Annotated in this window: 16 protein-coding genes and 1 tRNA gene; 12 read left to right on the top strand and 5 right to left on the bottom strand. The window is 44.3% G+C overall.

Going from position 1 to position 19,111, the window contains the following annotated elements; all coding sequences use genetic code 11:
- Window positions 1-418 precede the first annotated feature (418 nt).
- Window positions 419-2,926 carry an AsmA-like C-terminal region-containing protein gene (locus F0364_RS23315; RefSeq protein WP_153800231.1) on the top strand — a complete coding sequence of 836 codons (2,508 nt, stop codon included), beginning with the start codon at window positions 419-421 and terminating at the stop codon, window positions 2,924-2,926.
- 15 nt (window positions 2,927-2,941) lie between these two features.
- On the opposite strand, the gene kdsB is transcribed toward F0364_RS23315, so the two are convergent.
- On the bottom strand, window positions 2,942-3,667 hold the full coding sequence (gene kdsB, locus F0364_RS23310) for a 3-deoxy-manno-octulosonate cytidylyltransferase (protein WP_153800230.1): 726 nt from the start codon (window positions 3,665-3,667) through the stop codon (window positions 2,942-2,944).
- A gap of 68 nt (window positions 3,668-3,735) precedes the next feature.
- On the opposite strand from kdsB, the gene F0364_RS23305 reads away from it, so the two are divergent.
- The 3 genes from F0364_RS23305 (at window position 3,736) to F0364_RS23295 (ending at window position 8,334) form a co-directional block, all read left to right on the top strand.
- Window positions 3,736-4,359, top strand: a complete 624-nt coding sequence (locus tag F0364_RS23305; RefSeq protein ID WP_153800229.1) for a DNA-3-methyladenine glycosylase family protein — start codon at window positions 3,736-3,738, stop codon at window positions 4,357-4,359.
- A gap of 106 nt (window positions 4,360-4,465) precedes the next feature.
- A tRNA-Asn gene (locus F0364_RS23300) sits at window positions 4,466-4,539 on the top strand.
- A 450-nt stretch (window positions 4,540-4,989) separates the two neighbouring features.
- Window positions 4,990-8,334, top strand: a complete 3,345-nt coding sequence (locus tag F0364_RS23295) for a vitamin B12-dependent ribonucleotide reductase (RefSeq protein WP_153800228.1) — start codon at window positions 4,990-4,992, stop codon at window positions 8,332-8,334.
- Between the two features lie 176 nt (window positions 8,335-8,510).
- On the opposite strand, the gene F0364_RS23290 is transcribed toward F0364_RS23295, so the two are convergent.
- Window positions 8,511-8,954 (bottom strand): hypothetical protein, encoded by a 444-nt coding sequence (locus tag F0364_RS23290; RefSeq protein ID WP_153800227.1) that lies wholly within the window; start codon window positions 8,952-8,954, stop codon window positions 8,511-8,513.
- Between the two features lie 261 nt (window positions 8,955-9,215).
- On the opposite strand from F0364_RS23290, the gene gatB reads away from it, so the two are divergent.
- The gene (gene gatB / locus F0364_RS23285) at window positions 9,216-10,658 is read left to right on the top strand and encodes an Asp-tRNA(Asn)/Glu-tRNA(Gln) amidotransferase subunit GatB (RefSeq protein ID WP_153800226.1); all 1,443 of its coding nucleotides are present in this window, start codon (window positions 9,216-9,218) and stop codon (window positions 10,656-10,658) included.
- A 221-nt stretch (window positions 10,659-10,879) separates the two neighbouring features.
- The gene (locus tag F0364_RS23280) at window positions 10,880-12,007 is read left to right on the top strand and encodes a TlpA disulfide reductase family protein (RefSeq protein WP_207632843.1); all 1,128 of its coding nucleotides are present in this window, start codon (window positions 10,880-10,882) and stop codon (window positions 12,005-12,007) included.
- A 153-nt stretch (window positions 12,008-12,160) separates the two neighbouring features.
- Here the strand turns inward: F0364_RS23280 and F0364_RS23275 are convergent, their stop codons facing one another.
- The 3 genes from F0364_RS23275 to F0364_RS23265 all read right to left on the bottom strand — a co-directional run bounded on the left by F0364_RS23275 (window position 12,161) and on the right by F0364_RS23265 (window position 15,244).
- The gene (locus F0364_RS23275) at window positions 12,161-13,711 is read right to left on the bottom strand and encodes an Rne/Rng family ribonuclease (protein WP_153800224.1); all 1,551 of its coding nucleotides are present in this window, start codon (window positions 13,709-13,711) and stop codon (window positions 12,161-12,163) included.
- Between the two features lie 362 nt (window positions 13,712-14,073).
- Window positions 14,074-14,931, bottom strand: a complete 858-nt coding sequence (locus tag F0364_RS23270; RefSeq protein WP_235921223.1) for a tetratricopeptide repeat protein — start codon at window positions 14,929-14,931, stop codon at window positions 14,074-14,076.
- A 22-nt stretch (window positions 14,932-14,953) separates the two neighbouring features.
- A complete protein-coding gene (locus F0364_RS23265) occupies window positions 14,954-15,244 on the bottom strand; it encodes an HU family DNA-binding protein (protein WP_153800223.1) in 291 nt (96 codons plus the stop codon).
- A 450-nt stretch (window positions 15,245-15,694) separates the two neighbouring features.
- Here F0364_RS23265 and F0364_RS29050 point away from each other — a divergent pair, with 450 nt between their 5' ends.
- The 6 genes from F0364_RS29050 (at window position 15,695) to atpH (ending at window position 19,077) form a co-directional block, all read left to right on the top strand.
- Window positions 15,695-15,859 carry a hypothetical protein gene (locus F0364_RS29050; protein WP_207632842.1) on the top strand — a complete coding sequence of 55 codons (165 nt, stop codon included), beginning with the start codon at window positions 15,695-15,697 and terminating at the stop codon, window positions 15,857-15,859.
- 15 nt (window positions 15,860-15,874) lie between these two features.
- A complete protein-coding gene (locus F0364_RS23260; protein ID WP_153800222.1) occupies window positions 15,875-16,366 on the top strand; it encodes a nucleotidyltransferase in 492 nt (163 codons plus the stop codon).
- A 79-nt stretch (window positions 16,367-16,445) separates the two neighbouring features.
- Complete coding sequence (gene atpB / locus F0364_RS23255; protein WP_153800221.1) at window positions 16,446-17,552, top strand: F0F1 ATP synthase subunit A; 1,107 nt, start codon at window positions 16,446-16,448, stop codon at window positions 17,550-17,552.
- Window positions 17,553-17,586: 34 nt separating this feature from the next.
- Window positions 17,587-17,814 (top strand): ATP synthase F0 subunit C, encoded by a 228-nt coding sequence (atpE, locus tag F0364_RS23250; protein ID WP_153800220.1) that lies wholly within the window; start codon window positions 17,587-17,589, stop codon window positions 17,812-17,814.
- 103 nt (window positions 17,815-17,917) lie between these two features.
- Window positions 17,918-18,427: a F0F1 ATP synthase subunit B gene (gene atpF / locus F0364_RS23245; RefSeq protein ID WP_153800219.1), complete on the top strand. Its 510-nt coding sequence runs from the start codon at window positions 17,918-17,920 to the stop codon at window positions 18,425-18,427.
- A gap of 86 nt (window positions 18,428-18,513) precedes the next feature.
- The gene (gene atpH, locus F0364_RS23240; protein WP_153800218.1) at window positions 18,514-19,077 is read left to right on the top strand and encodes an ATP synthase F1 subunit delta; all 564 of its coding nucleotides are present in this window, start codon (window positions 18,514-18,516) and stop codon (window positions 19,075-19,077) included.
- Window positions 19,078-19,111: the final 34 nt, after the last annotated feature.

The following is a 19,111-nucleotide window of genomic DNA, read 5'->3' as shown; positions in this document are numbered from 1 at the left end:
CGTTAAGTGCCTTTTATTTTGACCTTCCATTACCGGCACGCTTTAATGCTTAAGGCGCCTAAGGGTTGCAGAAGCGGGTGCAGCATCTTGCAGTGTCTGCCAGTTATAAGCCTTTTAAACTTCAACAGACCGGCAACTTGTAACCGGTAAGCTGCAACTGGTCTTCGGGTGAGGGATTGAAGCGGATACCCCGGTGAAGGTTTTGTGCCGTGGCCTTGTGCCGGAGTATGAGCGGAAAGCCCGACCCCTTGCGATAGCTTGGGGGCACCCCCAAAAACATTTATTTTTATACAACCCTACAAACCCGGTGCAGCATATAAATGCGTTGCCACTTCCTTCAATTCGCCATAAAGCAACAGCATGTGGAAAATTTTTAGCAAAACCTTCTGCAACATCCGGCTTGCAATACCCGTCAGTAATGTATTTTGTTGTAGTAAAACAAAGGGTATTGTTGCAAAAGAGTTTGCTGAACATAAAAAGCGCTGTAAAAAACAAATGGTTACGTTGGGGCATTTTATCATTATCCGGCCTTGCAGCGCTGTACGTGCTTGCTTTGGTGATAATGCAGTTTTATGCCGGCAGTAAAAAAGTGCAGATGCTTGCCATTATTAACCAGGTGCTAAGAGACAATATCAACGGTAATGCATCCATAGAAGATATTGAGATAAACGGCTGGCGTTATTTTCCTTACATAGAAGTGCGGCTGGTAAATGTTTCTGTTAAAGACAGCCTTAACAAGCCGCTGTTATCGGCGGGCTCCGTTGCAACCACATTCAGCCTTATTGAACTGGCCGGTAAAAAGAAAAAATTAGACAACATTATTGTAAAAGAAGGGCTCTTTCACCTGTATACGAACGCCAATGGTTATACCAATAAATACCTGCTCCAGTTAAAAAAGCAGGCGGATACAGGCCAGCCTGCGGCAAAGGGCAAACAAACGGTTGACATTAGGACCATTGAAGCGGAAGATGTAGAACTGCTGATTGAAGATGAAAGCAAAAACAAAAAATTTGAGCTGACGGTAAATGAGTTGGAGGCGCACTTAACACGTAAAGGTCCGCTGCTTTTTATTGATGCCGAAGAAGCCTGTACCATGAAAGCGGGCCTTGGCTTTAACCTGGAGAGAGGATCTTACCTGCAAAACAGCAAGCTGGAAGCTGAATGGAAGCTAAAACTGGATATACCTGCAAAAAATATATCTTTCGATAAAACTGAACTGGAAATTAATGGCCAGGATTTTACAATGGCAGGCTTTTTTGACTTTTCAGCCAAAGCGAAATTTGGGTTGCAGTTTGAAACAAAGGAAATTGATTATGGCAATGCATTGGCTATTCTTACCTCATCTGTACGTGGTAAACTGCAAATGTTGCAAGTGGATGAGCCGCTGGATGTAAAAGGCCAGGTTGAGGGCTCGCTGCTTCCGCACACTATTCCTTTTGTAAAAGTATCATGGTCCACGCAATACAACAGGCTGCAAACGCCCGTAATTGAGTTTACTGACTGTGGGTTTACCGGCAGTTACACGAATGAAGTAATAAAAGGGGTGCCACGTACCGATGCCAATTCCCGTGTTGTATTTGATAAGTTTTCCGGTAACTGGGATGGTATTCAAACCTCCGGCTCAGGCATTGCCATTAACAACCTTGAAACACCGGTTTTGCAACTTAACCTGCAGGCCAACAGCGACCTGGAAAACCTGGACAGCAAGTTTGCGCTTAAAACACTCAAGTTTATATCCGGCAAGGCCAGGTTTGACATGCATTACACCGGGCCTTTAAAGGCTGATAAATCTATTATTGAAAACGCTACGGGCAACCTGCATGTACAGGATGGGGTGATAACTTACCTGCCACGTAACTTTACTTTTACCAACTGCAGCGGCACCGTTAATTTTTTAGAAGACAGCATAATGGTAAACCAGTTGCGTTGCCGGTACAGGCAAAATAACTTTTTGATTACCGGCCATGCTGCCAATATACGTAAGCACAACGGCCTGCAGGATTCTACCAAAGCCTCAATATACTGCGATGTGTATTCCCCATTTGTAAACCTGAAAGACTTTAGCGGGTTGTTTTCCACTCCGGTACAAACAGGCGGCAGGAGAAAAGTTGCAGGGGTGCGTTTTGCACGTACAGCCACTACCGTTGATAACCTGCTGGAAAAGGGAGCTTTGCAGGTGAACATGAATGCGGACTCGTTAAAGCACGGGCTATTTACCGCGGGCAACCTGCGTGGCAGTATTGTATTCAGCCAGCATAATTGGGAGATTCCCTCGGTTTCATTCCGCCTGGCCGACGGCATGTTAAACGCCAGGGGCAGTGTGCAAAATGCCGGCGCAGGTGCAAGGGCAAACCTTACTGTAAACATGCACCAGATGAATGTGCAAAAACTGTTTTATGCTTTTAACGAGTTTGGACAGGATGGCATAACCAGCCAAAACATAAGGGGCGTACTACAGGCAGGCGCTAATATAACTACCGCCATCAGCGATTCCGGCAGCCTTGTAACAAACAGTTTAAAAGGCACAGTGGATTTTTCTTTGCGGGATGGGGAGTTGCTGAATTTTGAACCACTTATAAAGCTTAAGAACTTCATCCTGAAAAACAAGGAGGTGAATGATGTAAAGTTTGCTGAACTGAAGAACCGGTTACAGATAGAAGGTGACAAAATTTACATTAGCCGCATGGAGATACAATCAACCGTATTAAGCATGTTTATAGAAGGTGTTTATGGTACCAGGGGCAATACAGACCTGCTTATACAATTACCCATGAGTAACCTTAACCGGCGTGATAAAACCTACAATCCTCAAAACATTGGCGTGAATGCCAAAGTGGGGCCCAGCATACGTGTAAGAGCTGTTTCGGGCGATGATGGAGACCTTAAGTTTAAGCTTACCTTTTCAAGGAAAACGAAAGACAGGTAGTAGCCTTACGAAATGCTAAAGGTATCTGGCTGCCCTTTCCAGGTCTTCCGGGGTATCTATTTCCACGCCCATGTAATCTACAATTACCATTTTAAGAGGCACACCATTTTCAAGATAACGGAGGCATTCGATTTTTTCGGCAGATTCCAGGGGTGTTATGGGCCAGTTGGTAAAATTGAGCAGCGCCTGCTTGCGGAAAGCATATACACCAATATGCTCATAGTAAACAATAGCGGCCTGGGTGCTCCGCGGGTACGGTATAACGGAACGGCTGAAGAAAAGGGAGTTGCAGTTTTTATCTACGGCAACTTTTACATAGTTGGGATCGTCAATAAATTTTTGCTCTTTCAATACCTGCATCAGGCTGGCCACCTGCACTTTTTTACCCTCTTCTCCTTCAAACACGTTCAGCAGTTTTTTTAAAGGTTCTTTTTTAACAAAAGGCTCATCGCCCTGTACGTTTACCACAATATCAACCTGCATGCTGGCAACAGCTTCGGCAATGCGGTCACTGCCGCTTTCGTGCTGCTTCCTGCTCATTACCGCCTTGCCACCGTGGGTTGTTATTTCATTAAAAATAATATCGCTGTCTGTAGCTACGATTACCTCGTCAAATAAACCGGTAGCCAGGGTATTGTCGTAGGTATGCCTTATAACAGGTTTAGCGCCCAGCATTTGCATCAGCTTGGCAGGAAAACGCGTTGCCGCGTAACGTGCAGGTATCAGCGCAACTTTTTTCATGGGCCAAATTTAATACCGCCTGTCAATTGCAGGCTATTTTAATTGGTCAATTTAAATATCTTGGCTGAATGGAATACCTGGAACATTTAAAGAAAGACAAAAAACTGGGCATAGCCATAAGCGGGCCGGTGGATGAGATTGTGCCACGCAGGCACATAGCATTCCTGCTGATGAGCAGCATCATGAGCCAGCAACTGAGTACCAAAGTAGCGGCTGTAATAAAGCAGCGTTTCCTGGCACTGTACGGTGGCAAAATACCCAAATCGCAACAGGTACTGGATACGGCTTCGGAACAATTGCGTGCCATCGGTTTATCCAACGCTAAGGTGAGCTACATTAAAAATGTGGCGGCGTTTTGCATTGAACGCAAGATTACCGATAAAATGCTGATGGCAATGGACAACGAGGCTGTTATTGAATTACTTACCGAAATTAAAGGAGTAGGCCGCTGGACGGTGGAAATGTTGCTGATGTTCAGCCTGGGCCGCGAAGATGTTTTTGCCATAGACGACTGGGGGTTGCAGAACGCTGTTATTAAATTGTACAAGCTTGACACTTCTGATAAAAAAAAGCTTCGTGAAAAAATATTGCGTATTTCTGCCAAATGGAGCCCTTACCGCAGCTATGCCTGCCTGTACCTGTGGCGGTGGAAGGATAATAAGCCAGCGGTAGAGGAGGTAATCAACAAATAGACGCTGATTATTACTGCATTGGATGTGTTGTAAAAAAAAATTACAAAGCTCTTGGCAGATATGCAAAATCTCCTATTTTTGCAGCCCGATTAGAAATAACGGATATTCCTGAATAGCTCAGTTGGTTAGAGCATCTGACTGTTAATCAGAGGGTCGCTGGTTCAAGTCCAGCTTCAGGAGCATAAAAAGCCACCACTTGCAGGTGGCTTTTTTTGTTGTGTATAAAATTGGTAAAGATGGTGCAATCTGTTTACTAATACCCGCTTAAATGGCCCCATAAAAAACCGAACGTACAAGGGAGTGACACAACCAAAGCCTCATAGTAGTAACCAAAGTCCGTCCCCGTAAAAAGCCTGCCACCGGCAGGCATAGTAACAACACATATACAACTTTTTACCCGCATTTTAGTTAAATAGCCCGGAAATTGTTATACGCAACTGTTGATAAACCGGCAAACGCAACAGGGGGTGGCGATACGGAAAAATCAACATTCCTTTTCCACAACCTGTGCATATTTCAAGGTTCTTTTTTTCATTGTATCGGGATATTTTCGTCAACCGCTAACGATTCAGTTGACAGGGACCACATAAAGAAAAACCGCATTTCCTAACTTATTAAATTATTATAATCATGGCCAGGCAATCCACAAAAGGGCTGCAGTTTCAACGCCGCTTTACCAAAGAAGGGGTAAGCGTTTACGACTTGTTTGAATATGATTACCGCACCAGCGTAATCAGGAACCCCAGTGGGGAAGTAGTGTTTGAAATGAATAATGTGGAGGTTCCGAAGCAGTGGAGCCAGATTGCCACAGATATATTGGCGCAAAAATATTTTCGCAAAGCAGGTGTGCCACAGGCTGATGGCTCCCTGGGGCGTGAAACATCTGTTAAACAGGTAGCCCACCGTATGGCCAACTGCTGGCGGATATGGGGTGAAAAATATAATTACTTCGCCAGCAAAAAAGACGCGGATGTTTTTTACGAAGAACTGGTGTACAGCATCCTTAACCAGGCATGTGTACCTAACAGCCCGCAATGGTTTAACACCGGCCTGCACGCCAGCTACGGTATTACCGGTAAACCACAGGGCCATTATTATGTGGACCCGGTTGATGCAAAACTGAAAAAATCTGAAAACGCTTATGAGCGGCCCCAGCCACATGCCTGTTTTATTTTAAGCGTTAGCGATGACCTGGTTAATGATGGCGGTATCATGGACCTGTGGGTTAGGGAAGCAAGGATTTTTAAATATGGTTCTGGTGTTGGTACTAACTTTTCCCAAATACGCGGTGAAGGTGAAAAACTGAGCGGCGGCGGTACATCCAGCGGTTTAATGAGTTTCTTGAAAATAGGCGACCGTGCAGCCGGCGCTATTAAAAGTGGAGGTACCACCCGCCGTGCGGCTAAAATGGTGTGCCTTGACCTGGACCACCCCGAAATAATGAATTTTATTAACTGGAAGGTAGAAGAAGAAAAGAAAGTAGGCGCCCTTATAGAGGCTGGTTACGATAACCACTACGAAGGAGAAGCTTACCTTACAGTTTCAGGCCAAAACTCTAATAACTCCGTACGCATACCCAACGAATTTTTTGAAAAACTTGAAAAAAATGAAGATTGGGAATTAAAGGCCCGTACTGATGGCCGTGTAATGAAAAAAGTGCCAGCCAGGGAAGTGTGGAACCAAATTTCTTACGCAGCCTGGCGTTGCGCTGACCCAGGCACGCAATATGATACCACTATTAACGAATGGCATACCTGCCCGCAGGGTGGCCGCATCAATGCGTCTAACCCCTGTAGCGAGTACATGTTCCTGGATAATACGGCCTGCAACCTGGCTTCTGCCAACCTGATTAAGTTTTTTGATAAGGAAAAGAATGAATTTGATATAGAAGGTTTTGAATATACCTGCCGCCTGTGGACGGTTGTGCTGGAAGTTTCTGTGCTGATGGCGCAGTTCCCTTCCAAAGAAGTGGCACAACTGTCTTACGACTACAGAACACTGGGACTTGGTTTTGCCAACCTGGGCACTGTATTGATGGTGAGTGGGATACCTTACGACAGTGAAGAAGCCCGTGGCATTGCCGGCGCTATCAGCGCTATTATGACGGGTATTGCTTATAAAACTTCTGCTGAGCTGGCCGAAATACTGGGCCCCTTTGCTAAATACGAAGAAAATAAAGCAGATATGCTGCGTGTTATGCGTAACCACCGTGCCGCAGCATACGATGCTTCAGAGGCTTATGAAGGCCTTAGCGTAAAGCCAGTAGGCATTAACGCTAAGTACTGCCCTGATAACCTGTTGAAAGCCGCTACCAAGGCCTGGGACGATGCTGTGCAACTGGGAGAAAAATTCGGCTATCGCAATGCGCAAACCACCGTTATAGCACCTACAGGTACCATTGGCCTGGTAATGGATTGCGACACCACCGGTGTTGAGCCTGATTTTGCGTTGGTGAAATTTAAAAAACTCAGCGGTGGCGGTTATTTTAAAATAATTAACCAGAGCGTGCCCGCAGCACTTAAAAACCTGGGTTATACAGAAAAGCAAATTGACGCTATTACCAAATACGCGGTTGGCGCTGCCAGCTTTGAGGGTGCCCCGTTTATTAACCCGCAAACGCTGAGTGAGAAAGGTTTTATTGCCGAAGAAATTAAGAAACTGAATAATGCCGCCAAAAGTGCATTTGAAATAAGCTTTGTATTCAACAAATTTACCCTGGGCGAGGCCTGCCTGGAAAGGCTGGGCTTTACCCCGGAACAATACAATGACTGGAGCTTTAACCTGCTGGAAGCACTGGGCTTTACAGACGAGCAGGTAGATGCGGCTAATGATTATGTTTGTGGCACTATGACGGTTGAGGGAGCCCCTTACCTGAAGGAAGAGCACCTGCCTGTTTTTGACTGTGCCAACAAGTGTGGTAAAAAAGGCGAGCGTTATATTCATGCGCATGGGCATATTAAAATGATGGCTGCCTGCCAGCCTTTCCTTAGCGGCGCCATATCCAAAACCATTAATCTGCCACACGAAGCCTCTATTGAAGAAATTGCTGACTCTTACCTGCTTAGCTGGCAACTGGGCCTTAAAGCCTGCGCTTTGTACCGCGACGGCAGCAAATTGAGCCAGCCGCTGAGCAACAAGAGCGATAAAAAGAAAAAAGCAGAAAGCCAGGAAGATAAAAAGGAAGAAGCCACAGTGGCGCTACCCGAGTCAAACATAGTTGACATGAGCAAGCTTACTGTAGAAGAGTTGCTGGATGAAGTAACCAAACGCATGCAGGCTTCTACCGATACTTCACTCAAACGTGCTTTGTCACGTATTGTAGAGCGTAAGTCCCTGCCGGCTAAACGCCGTGGGTTTACCCAAAAAGCAAAAATTGGCGGGCAGGTATTGTTCCTCCGTACAGGCGAATACAACGATGGTACCTTGGGCGAAATATTTATAGACCTTGCCAAAGAAGGTTCTACCCTGCGCAGCCTGATGAACTGCTTTGCCATAGCTGTTTCAGTTGGCCTGCAGTATGGTGTGCCGCTGGAAGAATTTGTGGAGAAATTCGTGTTCACCAAGTTTGAACCAGCAGGCATGGTTGACCACCCGAACATAAAGACCACAACATCCCTGGTTGACTTTGTGTTCCGTGCACTGGCTTACGAATACCTCGACAGGACAGACCTTGTACACGTGATTGACCGCCCGCAGGTTGGCAATACCGGTGACGAGGGCGATGTTACCTTAATCGGCAAACCCGAGCTTAGCAATATACGCGTAACAGCACCGGCACCGGCAGCCCAGCAGGTTCACCAGCACAAAGCGCAAAAAACCGCGGTTAAGGCTGAAGCCGGTCTTGATGCCATGAACGCTGCGGCTAAAAACATGCAAAGTGATGCCCCGGCTTGTAATGTGTGCGGCCATATAACCGTACGCAGCGGTACATGCTATAAATGCTTGAATTGCGGTAACAGTTTGGGTTGTAGCTAATTAATTGCTCATTACTATTGCTTTTATATAAAAAGCCATCCCTTACGGGTGGCTTTTTTGTTTTTTGGGGTCGGCTGTGGTATTTTATGGCATCGCCTGTTGTGTCACTCACTTCAACGTTCTGTACTCTATTGAACAAAAACGTATTTCTGATGATCTTCTCTTCTTAAATGTGGCTACGGATTGCCCCCTAAAATGTAAAAGTCATCATTAATAAAAGCATATCTTTTATGCCTGTCTTCTACCATCATATTCACAAGTTGTATAAACTGGCCATAAGTGTTCTCATCACAAAAACGAACTTTAATAATGTGAGTGGTATCACGTGTGTACATAAGTCTTCTGGCCTCCAGTTGTATGATTTCAAAAATCTTATCATCTTCTTTTATTTCGCCAGTTAAGTTTATGTGAATGATGGATTTGTGACGGATACTTTTAAGGAAGCCGGATTCACTATAAACGTTTTTCTTTTTATCTAAAGAAGGGAGAAACATTGTCAGCATGTGGGGTATTTTTCTGGGTTGTTCAAGTTCCTCTATTCTTTGAAAGAATACATGCAGTGTTAGTAACTGAAAGACTGCAAGAATTATAAATTGAAAGAAAATTTTCAACTGCTGCATGCAAAACAGAAGCTTTTTACAATTATTTCCATATAAAAAAAGTTCGCCAATAGTCAGGCTGTGCTGCCCCGCGCCAGGGATAGAAGCGGATACCCCGCTGATGGTAATGTGTGGCGGCTTTGTGGCGGAGTAGCAGCGGATAGCCCGGTGCTTTAGCAGGCGCCCAAAATTATTTATTTGTATTTCCTGCCAGCTTACTCACCTTCCCAACTATGGCGGTAAACAAATACCTTTGCTAACTTTTAAAGACGCCGTTCATACATGAGTTATCACGATAAATACGAGGCTGTTATTGGGCTGGAGGTACATGCACAGTTGCAAACTGAAAGCAAGTTATTCTGTGGGGATAGTGCTGCTTTTGGCGGTAGCCCTAATACCCATGTTAGCGCTATAACACTTGGCCATCCGGGCACATTGCCTAAAACCAATAAGAAAGCCGTAGAACTGGCTATAAGAATAGGACTTGCCTGCAATTGCGAAATAGAGCGGTACAACTATTTTGCCCGAAAAAATTATTTCTACCCGGATTTGCCTAAGGGCTACCAGGTATCGCAGCATACAGCCCCTATCTGCAAAGGTGGGCATGTGGCCATACATACGGCAGAAGGTAAGCGAAACGTACAGTTGAACCGCATACACATGGAGGAAGATGCCGGCAAAAGCATACACGATATTGATGATAACAATACCTGCGTGGATTATAACCGTGCCGGTGTGCCGCTGGTGGAAATTGTAACAGAGCCCGACCTTAAGAGCGCCGACGAAGCTTACCAATACATTACAGAACTGCGAAAACTGGTGCGCTGGATTGAGGTTTGCGATGGCAATATGGAAGAAGGCAGCCTGCGTTGCGATGCGAATGTTTCCATACGACTGAAGGGCGAAACGAAGCTGGGTACCAAAGTAGAGGTGAAGAACCTAAACTCCATACGCAACGTTAAGAAAGCCATTGAATACGAGATTGAGCGAATGATAAATGTGGTTGAGAGCGGAGGCGTTATTGTGCAGCAAACCAGGAGTTTTGATGCGGCAACCGATACCACTTTTGCCATAAGGGATAAGGAAGAGGCCAACGATTACCGTTATTTTCCGGAGCCTGACCTGCCGCCGTTTTACCTGACAGATGAGTTTATAGAAGGCATCAGGCAAAAACTGCCTGCTTTACCGGAGCAATTATCTCTTCATTACCAGCAGTTGGGCCTTGGTGAATATGATGCACAGCAGCTTTGCCTGGAAAAAGAAACCGCCGATTATTTTAACGCGGTTATACAGTTAACTACCAACTATAAGGCCGCGGCCAACTGGATGAACGGCCCCATACGCCATTATTTGCATGAACATAAACTGCATATAGCCGATTTCAGCCTGGCGCCGCAACGCCTGGCCGAAATGATACAGCTTGTTGATGAGGGAAAGATTAACTTTTCCGCAGCATCTTCTAAGCTAATGCCGGCGTTACTTGCAACTGGTTCGGCCCCGGCACTGGAAACCGCAACGGCGCTTAACCTGCTGCAGGTTAGCGATAGCAGCGAAATAACGGGTTGGGTAGATGCAGTGATAAACAAAATGCCGGATAAAGTGGCCGAATACAAAAAGGGAAAAAAAGGGCTGATTGGCCTGTTTGTTGGGGAAGTAAAGAAAATAAGCAAGGGCAAGGCAGACCCCAAAGTGGTGACTGGGTTGCTGGAAGAAAAGCTAAAGTAATAGGTGGTATACACGATAAAAAATGTGGTTCCTTCCCCACTTGCGATTCACCATTGACGACTCACGATTTAGATACCAGCGACACAACTATGGGCATCGTCCCTTGCGTCGCAAGCACTTCATCGTTCGGTTATTATGGCGGCTGTAGTCTCGCAGTGAAGGCGGCAAAAATGGTCGTAAAAGCCTTGTATTTAATCAACAAAAACCAGGAAACGAATTATATGAAAAAGATTTTTTCAGTGTTAATACTGGCTTCGCTGTTTGTGGCATGCAAGCCCAAAAAGCAGGGCCCATTTGTGGTTAGTGGAAAAATAACCAACCTGCCTGCCAAAACAATCATCCTGGAACAATTGCCTTTTGAAGGAGACCAGCCAATAGCGGTTGATTCTGCCACTTTGAAACCCGATGGCAGTTACGAACTTAAATCCATGGCAAAGGAAGAGGGCTTGTACAGGTTAACTTTCGACAAAGGCCCACAGGTAATCGTTATAAACGACGGCGACGATATCAAGATTTCTATAGATGGCAATAACTATCGGGCGCCGCAGGTTAAAGGCTCTGAAGCCACTAAAAACCTGTACAGTTTTTTTGAAGAGTACGGTAAAAAAGATTCTATTCTGTATTCTACCTACGTTGCCATTGACAGCACCAGGAGAAAACCCGGAATGGACAGCACTTTGCGGTTACTGGATATTAAACGGGAAACGGAACAGAATGTATTAAACGGCCTGGTAAAACGCTTTATTGAGAACGAAGCAAGCCCCACTGCCGCCTATTATGGCCTCATTATCGGCAGTCGCTACATGCAGCCGGAAGAAATGAAACCCATAGCTATCACATTGGCCAATAAGCACAAAGAACATGCGGGCCTGGCAAAGTTAAAAGCAATGCTTACCACGCAATCCCAGCCGCAGCAGGCGCCGCCCTATGCACTGCTTAACCAGCAGGCGCCAGACCTGAAAATGCAGGATGTAAACGGCAAGCCGTTAAGCATAAGCGCTTTTAAAGGCAAATATGTACTGGTTGATTTCTGGGCAAGCTGGTGCGGGCCCTGCCGGCAGGAAAACCCTAATGTAGTGGCTGCTTATAACAAGTTTAAAGACAAAAACTTTACCATACTCGGTGTATCCCTTGATAATGATAAAGCTGCCTGGTTATCGGCAATTAAGAAAGACAACCTTGGCTGGAGCCACATGAGCGACCTAAAATATTGGGAGAGTGCGGCTGTTGCAGCATACCAGTTTCAGGGTATACCATTTAATGTGCTGTTAGACCCCTCTGGTAAAATTATCGCCAATAACCTGCGCGGGCCGGAATTGGAAAGAAAGCTGGGCGAAGTGATTCAGTAACGGTGGCCGGCATATTTAAAGCCTGCTGCACATTGCCGGGTAGCGAACAAAGCCCTGAAGAGTGCGACGCAACGGCAGCACAATAGCAGCAACAAAGCCGGGCTACAAAAAAGAAGCTATAAAAATAAAACCCGCATTTCGCGGGTTTTATTTTTATAGCTTAATTTCTTCTTCGTTTGCATCATAAAAGTGAAACTCAGTAAGATAATAATCTGTATTGGCCTTAATATCCATTTTGGTTTTGTACTTCTTGCGCCATTTTCTTTTGATGGATGAAAAAATGCCTTTGGTAAGGTGCGAATGAAGGATGGGGTGCACCATTAAAGTAAGGTTTTTGTGCTGGTGTGTAACCAGGTAATGCAGGCGTTTTTCAATTTCATCTTCCAGCAACAGGGTAGAAGATACTTTGCCGGTACCATTGCAGCTTGGGCAATTTTCGGACGTGTTGATGGTAACTTCCGGCCGCATGCGTTGCCTGGTAATTTGCATGAGCCCGAATTTTGAAATGGGCAGTACGGCATGTTTGGCCCTGTCGCTACGCATAAAACCTTCCATGGCTTCCTGTAGTTTGCGCTTGTTATCGGGCAGCTTCATATCAATAAAGTCCACCACAATGATGCCGCCAATATCCCTGAGGCGTAATTGGCGGGCAATTTCTTCGGCAGCTTCCAGGTTGGTTTCCAACGCGTTTTCTTCCTGGTTGTTGCTAACGCTTTTGTAGCCGCTGTTTACGTCAACTACATGCAGCGCTTCGGTATGTTCGAGGATAAGGTAAGCGCCGCTGGGCAGGTTTACAGTTTTGCCAAAGGAAGACTTTACCTGGCGGGTAACGCCGTATTGGTCAAATACGGGTATACCGTTGTTGTACAACGAAATAATTTCAGATTTATCCGGCGCTATTTTGTGTATATAGCTGCGGGTATCGTTGTATATGTTTTTATCGTTGGTAATTATACGGTTAAAATCTTCGCTCAGCAGGTCGCGGAGTATACTGGTAGTTTTATCCTGCTCGCTGAGTATTTTGGCAGGGGCTTCCGCGCCCCGAAGGTTTTTTTGAATTTGCCTCCAGGTATCAATAAGCGCCAGTAAATCTTCGTGAAGCTCGGCTGTATTTTTTCCTTCGGCGGCGGTGCGTACAATTACACCAAAATTCTTTGGCTTAATGGCTTCAACAATCTTGTGAAGGCGTTTTCTTTCGTCGGAAGAATGAATTTTTTTAGATACGGCAACAATATCGTTAAAAGGGGTAACCACTACAAAGCGGCCGGGCAGGGATATTTCGCAGCTAAGGCGCGGGCCTTTGGCGGCAATGGGCTCTTTTAAAATCTGCACCAGTATATTGGGCTTGCCATTAAGAACCTCGTTTATTTTACCGGTTTTTATAATTTCCGGCTCTATTTCAAATTTGGTAAAATCAAAGCCATGCTCCGATTTATCTACCATAGACATTTGGGTAAACTTTAAAATAGAGCGGGCAAAAGGGCTTAAATCGGTATAATGAAGAAAGGCATCTTTTTCAAATCCCACATCCACAAATGCAGCATTGAGCCCGGGAATAAGCTTCTTTACCTTACCCAGGTAAAGGTCTCCCACGGCAAAACTGGCATCTGCCCTTTCGTGGTGCAGCTCAACCAGCTTTTTATCCTCCAGCAGTGCAATTTCAACACCGGTGGGGGCAGCATTAATAATTAATTCTTTATTCACAAAATGCAACTTTTAAAATGAGACAAACTGTCGAATGAAAACCTGGCCGGCAATAAATGCGGTGACGCATGGCGAAACATAACGATCAATCCACACCATCCTGCCACTTGTTGCTGATAAAGGAAAAGGTAAAAGTTGCGGGAGAAGCAGTAGAACTGAAATGCAATAACCGTTAAGTAAAACGAAAATGCCGGGGTTTAACTACCGGCATTTTCTTATAAGCTGATAGAAGACTACTTATTTTTCTTCTTATGACGGTTCTTTCTTAATCTTTTTTTGCGTTTGTGTGTAGCAATTTTATGACGTTTTCTTTTTTTACCGCAAGGCATAATTCAAAATAATTTTTTAGTTATCAATTGTATTTATTGCAACGCTTTAATACGTTCATCAATTTCCTGTTTGGCCTGGGGTATTTGTATTTTATCTCTAACAACTCCATACCATTTAACAGCATTGGGCTTGTCGCCCTTTTGTTCGTACGCTTCAGCCAGGTTAAAAGCGGCTTCCAGGTTATCCGGTGCTACTTTCAAAACATCGTTAAAATGTTCAATAGCCTTATCGTACTGCCCGCTTCTTACCCCACCGAGGCCCAAAATCATGTGGGCGTAAACATGGTGAGGGTTTTTAGCCAGCACTTCCCGTATCAGTTGTATGCCCTGCATAGGGGCATTGGAAATGTTGCCGTAAAGGTAACAAACGCCTATTCCAACTTTAGCGGAATCGTTAGCCGGATTGATTTCCAGCGACTTTTCCAAAAGAGCTTTAGCTTGCAGCCCCATCCACTTTTTCATCTCAGGGTCATGCTCGCTTACCAGGTCATCTAAAAACAAACGGGCTGCGAAGTTGAGGTTTTTTTCAGAATTTTCCAACTTGGCAGATTCTCCCAGGTAATAAGCACCCAAAAGGTGTTGGTGAACGGTATCGCCCCAAAAGGTGGCCAGTTGCTTAAACGACTCTTTTTGCTGGGTTTTAATATCGCCACGAACAACGCCTTTTTCAAGGCGGTTTACCGTATTAACCTGTTGGGCAGTTAATTTAGCTTTGGCCTGCGCAACCAGCTTATCGGTAGTAATGGAACTTGCTGGTTCTGAGGCGGAAGATGCTGCGGCGGAGTTTTCTTTTGTGGAACTTTCTTTCCGTGGTATGGTGCGGCCAAAGAAAAACAGGCCAATGAGAAGAACTGACGCAGTTAAGAGAAGAATAAGTTGTTGTTTTTTCACAATTGCCGTTTAGAGCGCAAATTTACCCGGCGTTATGCATTTCTTTTACTTCATTAACGAATTCTTTTGAAGGTTTAAACGCCGGTATAAAATGTTCGGGTATGGCAACAGCCACGTTTTTCTTAATATTACGGCCAATTTTAGCAGCCCTTTTTTTAGTAATAAAGCTCCCAAAGCCCCTTATATAAATGTTTTCGCCTTTACTAAGGTTTTCTTTAATTTCTTTCAGCATGGTTTCGAGGGTTACTAAAACATCTACCTTGGGGATACCGGTTTTGTCGGAAATGTTGTTGATGAGATCTGATTTTCTCATATGGTTTGTTTATGATTGTTAGTTGTGCTAACTCTAAAGTAACACAAATTAAATGATGTTGAAAGAAAAAATGGAGATTTTTTTGCAGATGTTTCGGGCTGAACAGCAAAGTTTTGAAAAAATAATGTTCTTAAGCTACTTCATTGTAGTAGATTGTTTAACAACAGGTTATATGTTCTGAGAATAATGTAAGAGTTTAGGGCGTGTCCCCAAGCTGTCGCAAGGGGCCGGGCTTTCCGCTCATACTCCGGCACAGACCCCCTGCGCAAAGCCTCACCGGGGTAACCGCTTCAATCCCTCACGCAGGTGCCACCAGCATATAAATACTAATACAGCCCAATTATTGTAGCGGCTTTACAGTATAGCATGCACTGTATATTTTTTGTAACTTGCCATAGCTTTAATAAGAACATGGTAAAAAGTCCCGCAAATATAAAGTTGCCCAGCTACATGCCTTCAGATGCTGACTATGAAAAGGCGGAGATGGATCAATTGAGAGATGCTTTAAAATTAACCCATAAGGATCGTTTTTTAATGGCTACCACTCTTTACAAAGTGCAGCAGACAATGAGAAAGGCAAAAATTGCTTTCAGACCATATAGCTTATCAAAATAAATATTCTTAAACCCTATGGACGTATTTGATGAAGAAATTCTGCTTTTCTGGAAATACCTGCAACAAAGTCAGGTGAGGTATATAATGGTTGGTGGTTATGCAACTAACCTTCATGGATATCAGCGATATACAAAGGATATGGATTTGTGGATAGAGGACACTATAGAAAACAGAGAAAATTTACGTACTGCTTTCCGTGACTATGGGATGGGAGATTTTTTTATGATGACGACTTTACAGATTGTTCCGGGCTGGACTCATTTTAATCTTAACAACGGTATGCAGTTGGACCTTATGACCGGCATGAAAGGATTAGAAGGCTTTACTTTTGAAGAATGTTTGATGCAGGCAGAAGTGGCAGATATTGATGGCATCAGGATACCTTTCCTTCACATTAACCACCTCATTGCCAATAAAAAATCTGTAAACCGCCCTAAGGACCAGCTTGATGTTATCTATCTTGAAAAAATAAAACAGCTTCGTGAAGAGGGTTTTAGTAATCCTTAACTTTTTTCCCAAATTCCAAAAGGCAAATACCGTTTTTCATACGCCAACACATATCTTTGCGCCAAATTTCAGGACAGGTATGGCTCTTAGATGCATGAAATACTTACTGGCAGCGGCTTTCAGCCTTTCTATGGTATTTTTTTCTAATTCGTCTTTTTCCCAGGATCAACACGAAAATGGAGAGCAACAAGCTCCTCATGAAGCTCCGGCGGAAGGCGAAGGCGAATTTAACGTTACAGAGACAATCCTGGAACATATTAAAGACAGCCATAGCTGGCACCTTTGGGGCCACACTTCTTTGCCCCTTCCTGTTATCCTGCATACCGATAAAGGTTTTGAAGCCTTTTCTTCTGCCAAATTGATGAATGAACATCATGAGCCGGTGGCTTACCAGGGAAACTACCTTTACAAAGTTGTAGAAGGAAAAATTAAGATAGTTGACGAAGCCGGCACTGTAAACGAAGAAGAATCTAAGAAATTGCTGGACATCTCTATTACCAAGAATGTGGCTTCTATGTTTCTTACGGTAATACTTTTACTGCTGATATTTATTTCAGTAGCCAATGCGTACAAAAAACGGGGCGTTACTTCTGCTCCCAAAGGTTTTCAGAGTTTTATTGAACCCATCATCCTGTTTGTACGCGACGAAATTGCGAAACCTTACCTCGGGCACAAGTATGCTAAGTACATGCCTTTCCTTTTAACTGTATTTTTCTTTATCTGGATCAATAACCTGTTGGGCCTTATACCTATTTTTCCGGGGGGCTCCAACGTTAGCGGTAACATAGCTTTTACCATGACGCTTGCGGTATTCACCTTTATTATAGTTAATGTTAACGGCAAAAAAGATTACTGGAAGCACATTTTCTGGATGCCCGGGCTGCCCACAGCCATGAAAATATTTCTGATGCCGATTGAATTGCTGGGTGTATTTATTAAGCCGGTTTCTTTAATGATACGATTATTTGCCAATATTACCGCCGGCCACATATTGGTGATGAGCTTAATTTGTTTGATTTTTATATTTAAAGCAGTTGCAGCATCTGCCATGGCGGTACCTTTTGCGGTGTTTATCAATGCGATAGAGTTACTGGTGGCATTTTTGCAGGCGTTCATTTTTACCATGCTGTCTGCGTTGTACATTGGCATGGCGATAGAAGAACACCATGAGCATGAACTGGCATAAAAAGCGTTTTTTATTCACATTTAAATACTAAACAATGGTATTAGGAGCAGTAGTAGGAAGTGTAGCTGCCATAGGTGCGGGTTTAGCCGCCATCGGCGCTGGTATTGGTATCGGCCAGATTGGTAAAGGCGCTGTAGAAGGCATTGCACGCCAGCCTGAAGCTGCCGGCGAAATACGCACCAACATGATTGTTGCTGCGGCGCTGGTAGAAGCGGTGGCCCTGTTTGCTGTGGTTGTTGCCCTGTTGGGTAATGGCGCATAGTGCACACTTCTTTTCCGAACTATGTACACAGGCCTTAAGCACAGGGCGGCGGGCCTGTTACTTTCCCACTCAATTAAGCTAATTAGAAAGATAAAATAAAGTTATGTTACTGGATATAAACCCATTAGTACTTCCTGATCCAGGCCTTATAATATGGTCAACCCTTGCGTTCCTGATATTGATTTTCCTGCTGGGAAAATTTGCCTGGAAGCCTATCATGAAGGCCATTGGTGAAAGAGAACAGGGTATTGCCGAGGCTATTGCGTCTGCTGAAAAAGTAAAAGCCGAAATGGCCCAGTTAAAAAACGAGAATGAAGCGTTGCTGGCAAAAGCACGTGAAGAAAGGGCTGTTCTTATTAAGGAAGCCAAAGAAACTTCTGATAAAATGGTTGCCGAGGCAAGGGCCAAAGCAAAATCTGAATACGACCGCATTTTGGCAGATGCACAGTCTGCCATTGAACAGCAGAAGAATGCCGCAATTACGGACGTGAAGAACCAGGTAGGTAACCTGGTAATTGAAGTTGCCGAAAAGGTATTGCGCAAAGAGTTAAGCAACCGCGCAGCACAGGAAGGTTATATTAAAGAATTAGCAGACGGAGTAAAACTGAATTAATTTATAGCCATGAGTTATGAGCTATAAGCTGTGTGTAACTACACGCACTTGTAGCTGAAAGCTAAGAGCTTAAAGCTTAGAATAGAATGCCCAATCCACGTTTAGCCACAAGATATGCGAAAAGCCTGGTGGACCTTGCTAAAGAAAAAGGTCAACTGGAGGCAGTATATGCTGACATGAATTACCTGCTTGCTGTTATAAAAAGCAGCAAGGATTTTGTGGCGTTTCTGCGTAGCCCCATTATTAATGCGGATAAAAAGAATGCTGTTATTGCGGCTGTTACCGCCAATAAGGTAGGCCCTTTAACCGAAGCTTTTAATCAACTGTTGATTAAGAAAGGCCGTGAAAGTGATTTGCCGGAGATTGCCGCAGCGTTTGTTGATCAGTATAATCATATAAAAGGTATTCACCGGGTAAAGCTTACAACGGCAACAGAAGTAAGTGAGGAACTGAAAAAAGCCATAGTTGCCAAGGTAAAAACTGAAGCTGGCCTGGCCGAAGTAGAGCTTGAAACAAAAGTAGATGAAGCCCTGGTAGGTGGTTTTGTACTTGAGTTTAATAACAATATGGTGGATGCTTCCATACTGCGGGATTTGAAGGATATCAGGAAGCAGTTTGAGCAAAATGTATATGTACGGAACATCAGGTAACCTACATATCCCTAGGAGTAGAAGAGGTGAGGGG

Origin of the sequence: Foetidibacter luteolus, assembly GCF_009650435.1 — a bacterium.
GTDB lineage: Bacteria > Bacteroidota > Bacteroidia > Chitinophagales > Chitinophagaceae > Foetidibacter > Foetidibacter luteolus.
The sequence above is the reverse complement of the archived record's forward strand: the minus strand, read 5'-3'. Positions and strand labels throughout refer to the sequence as shown.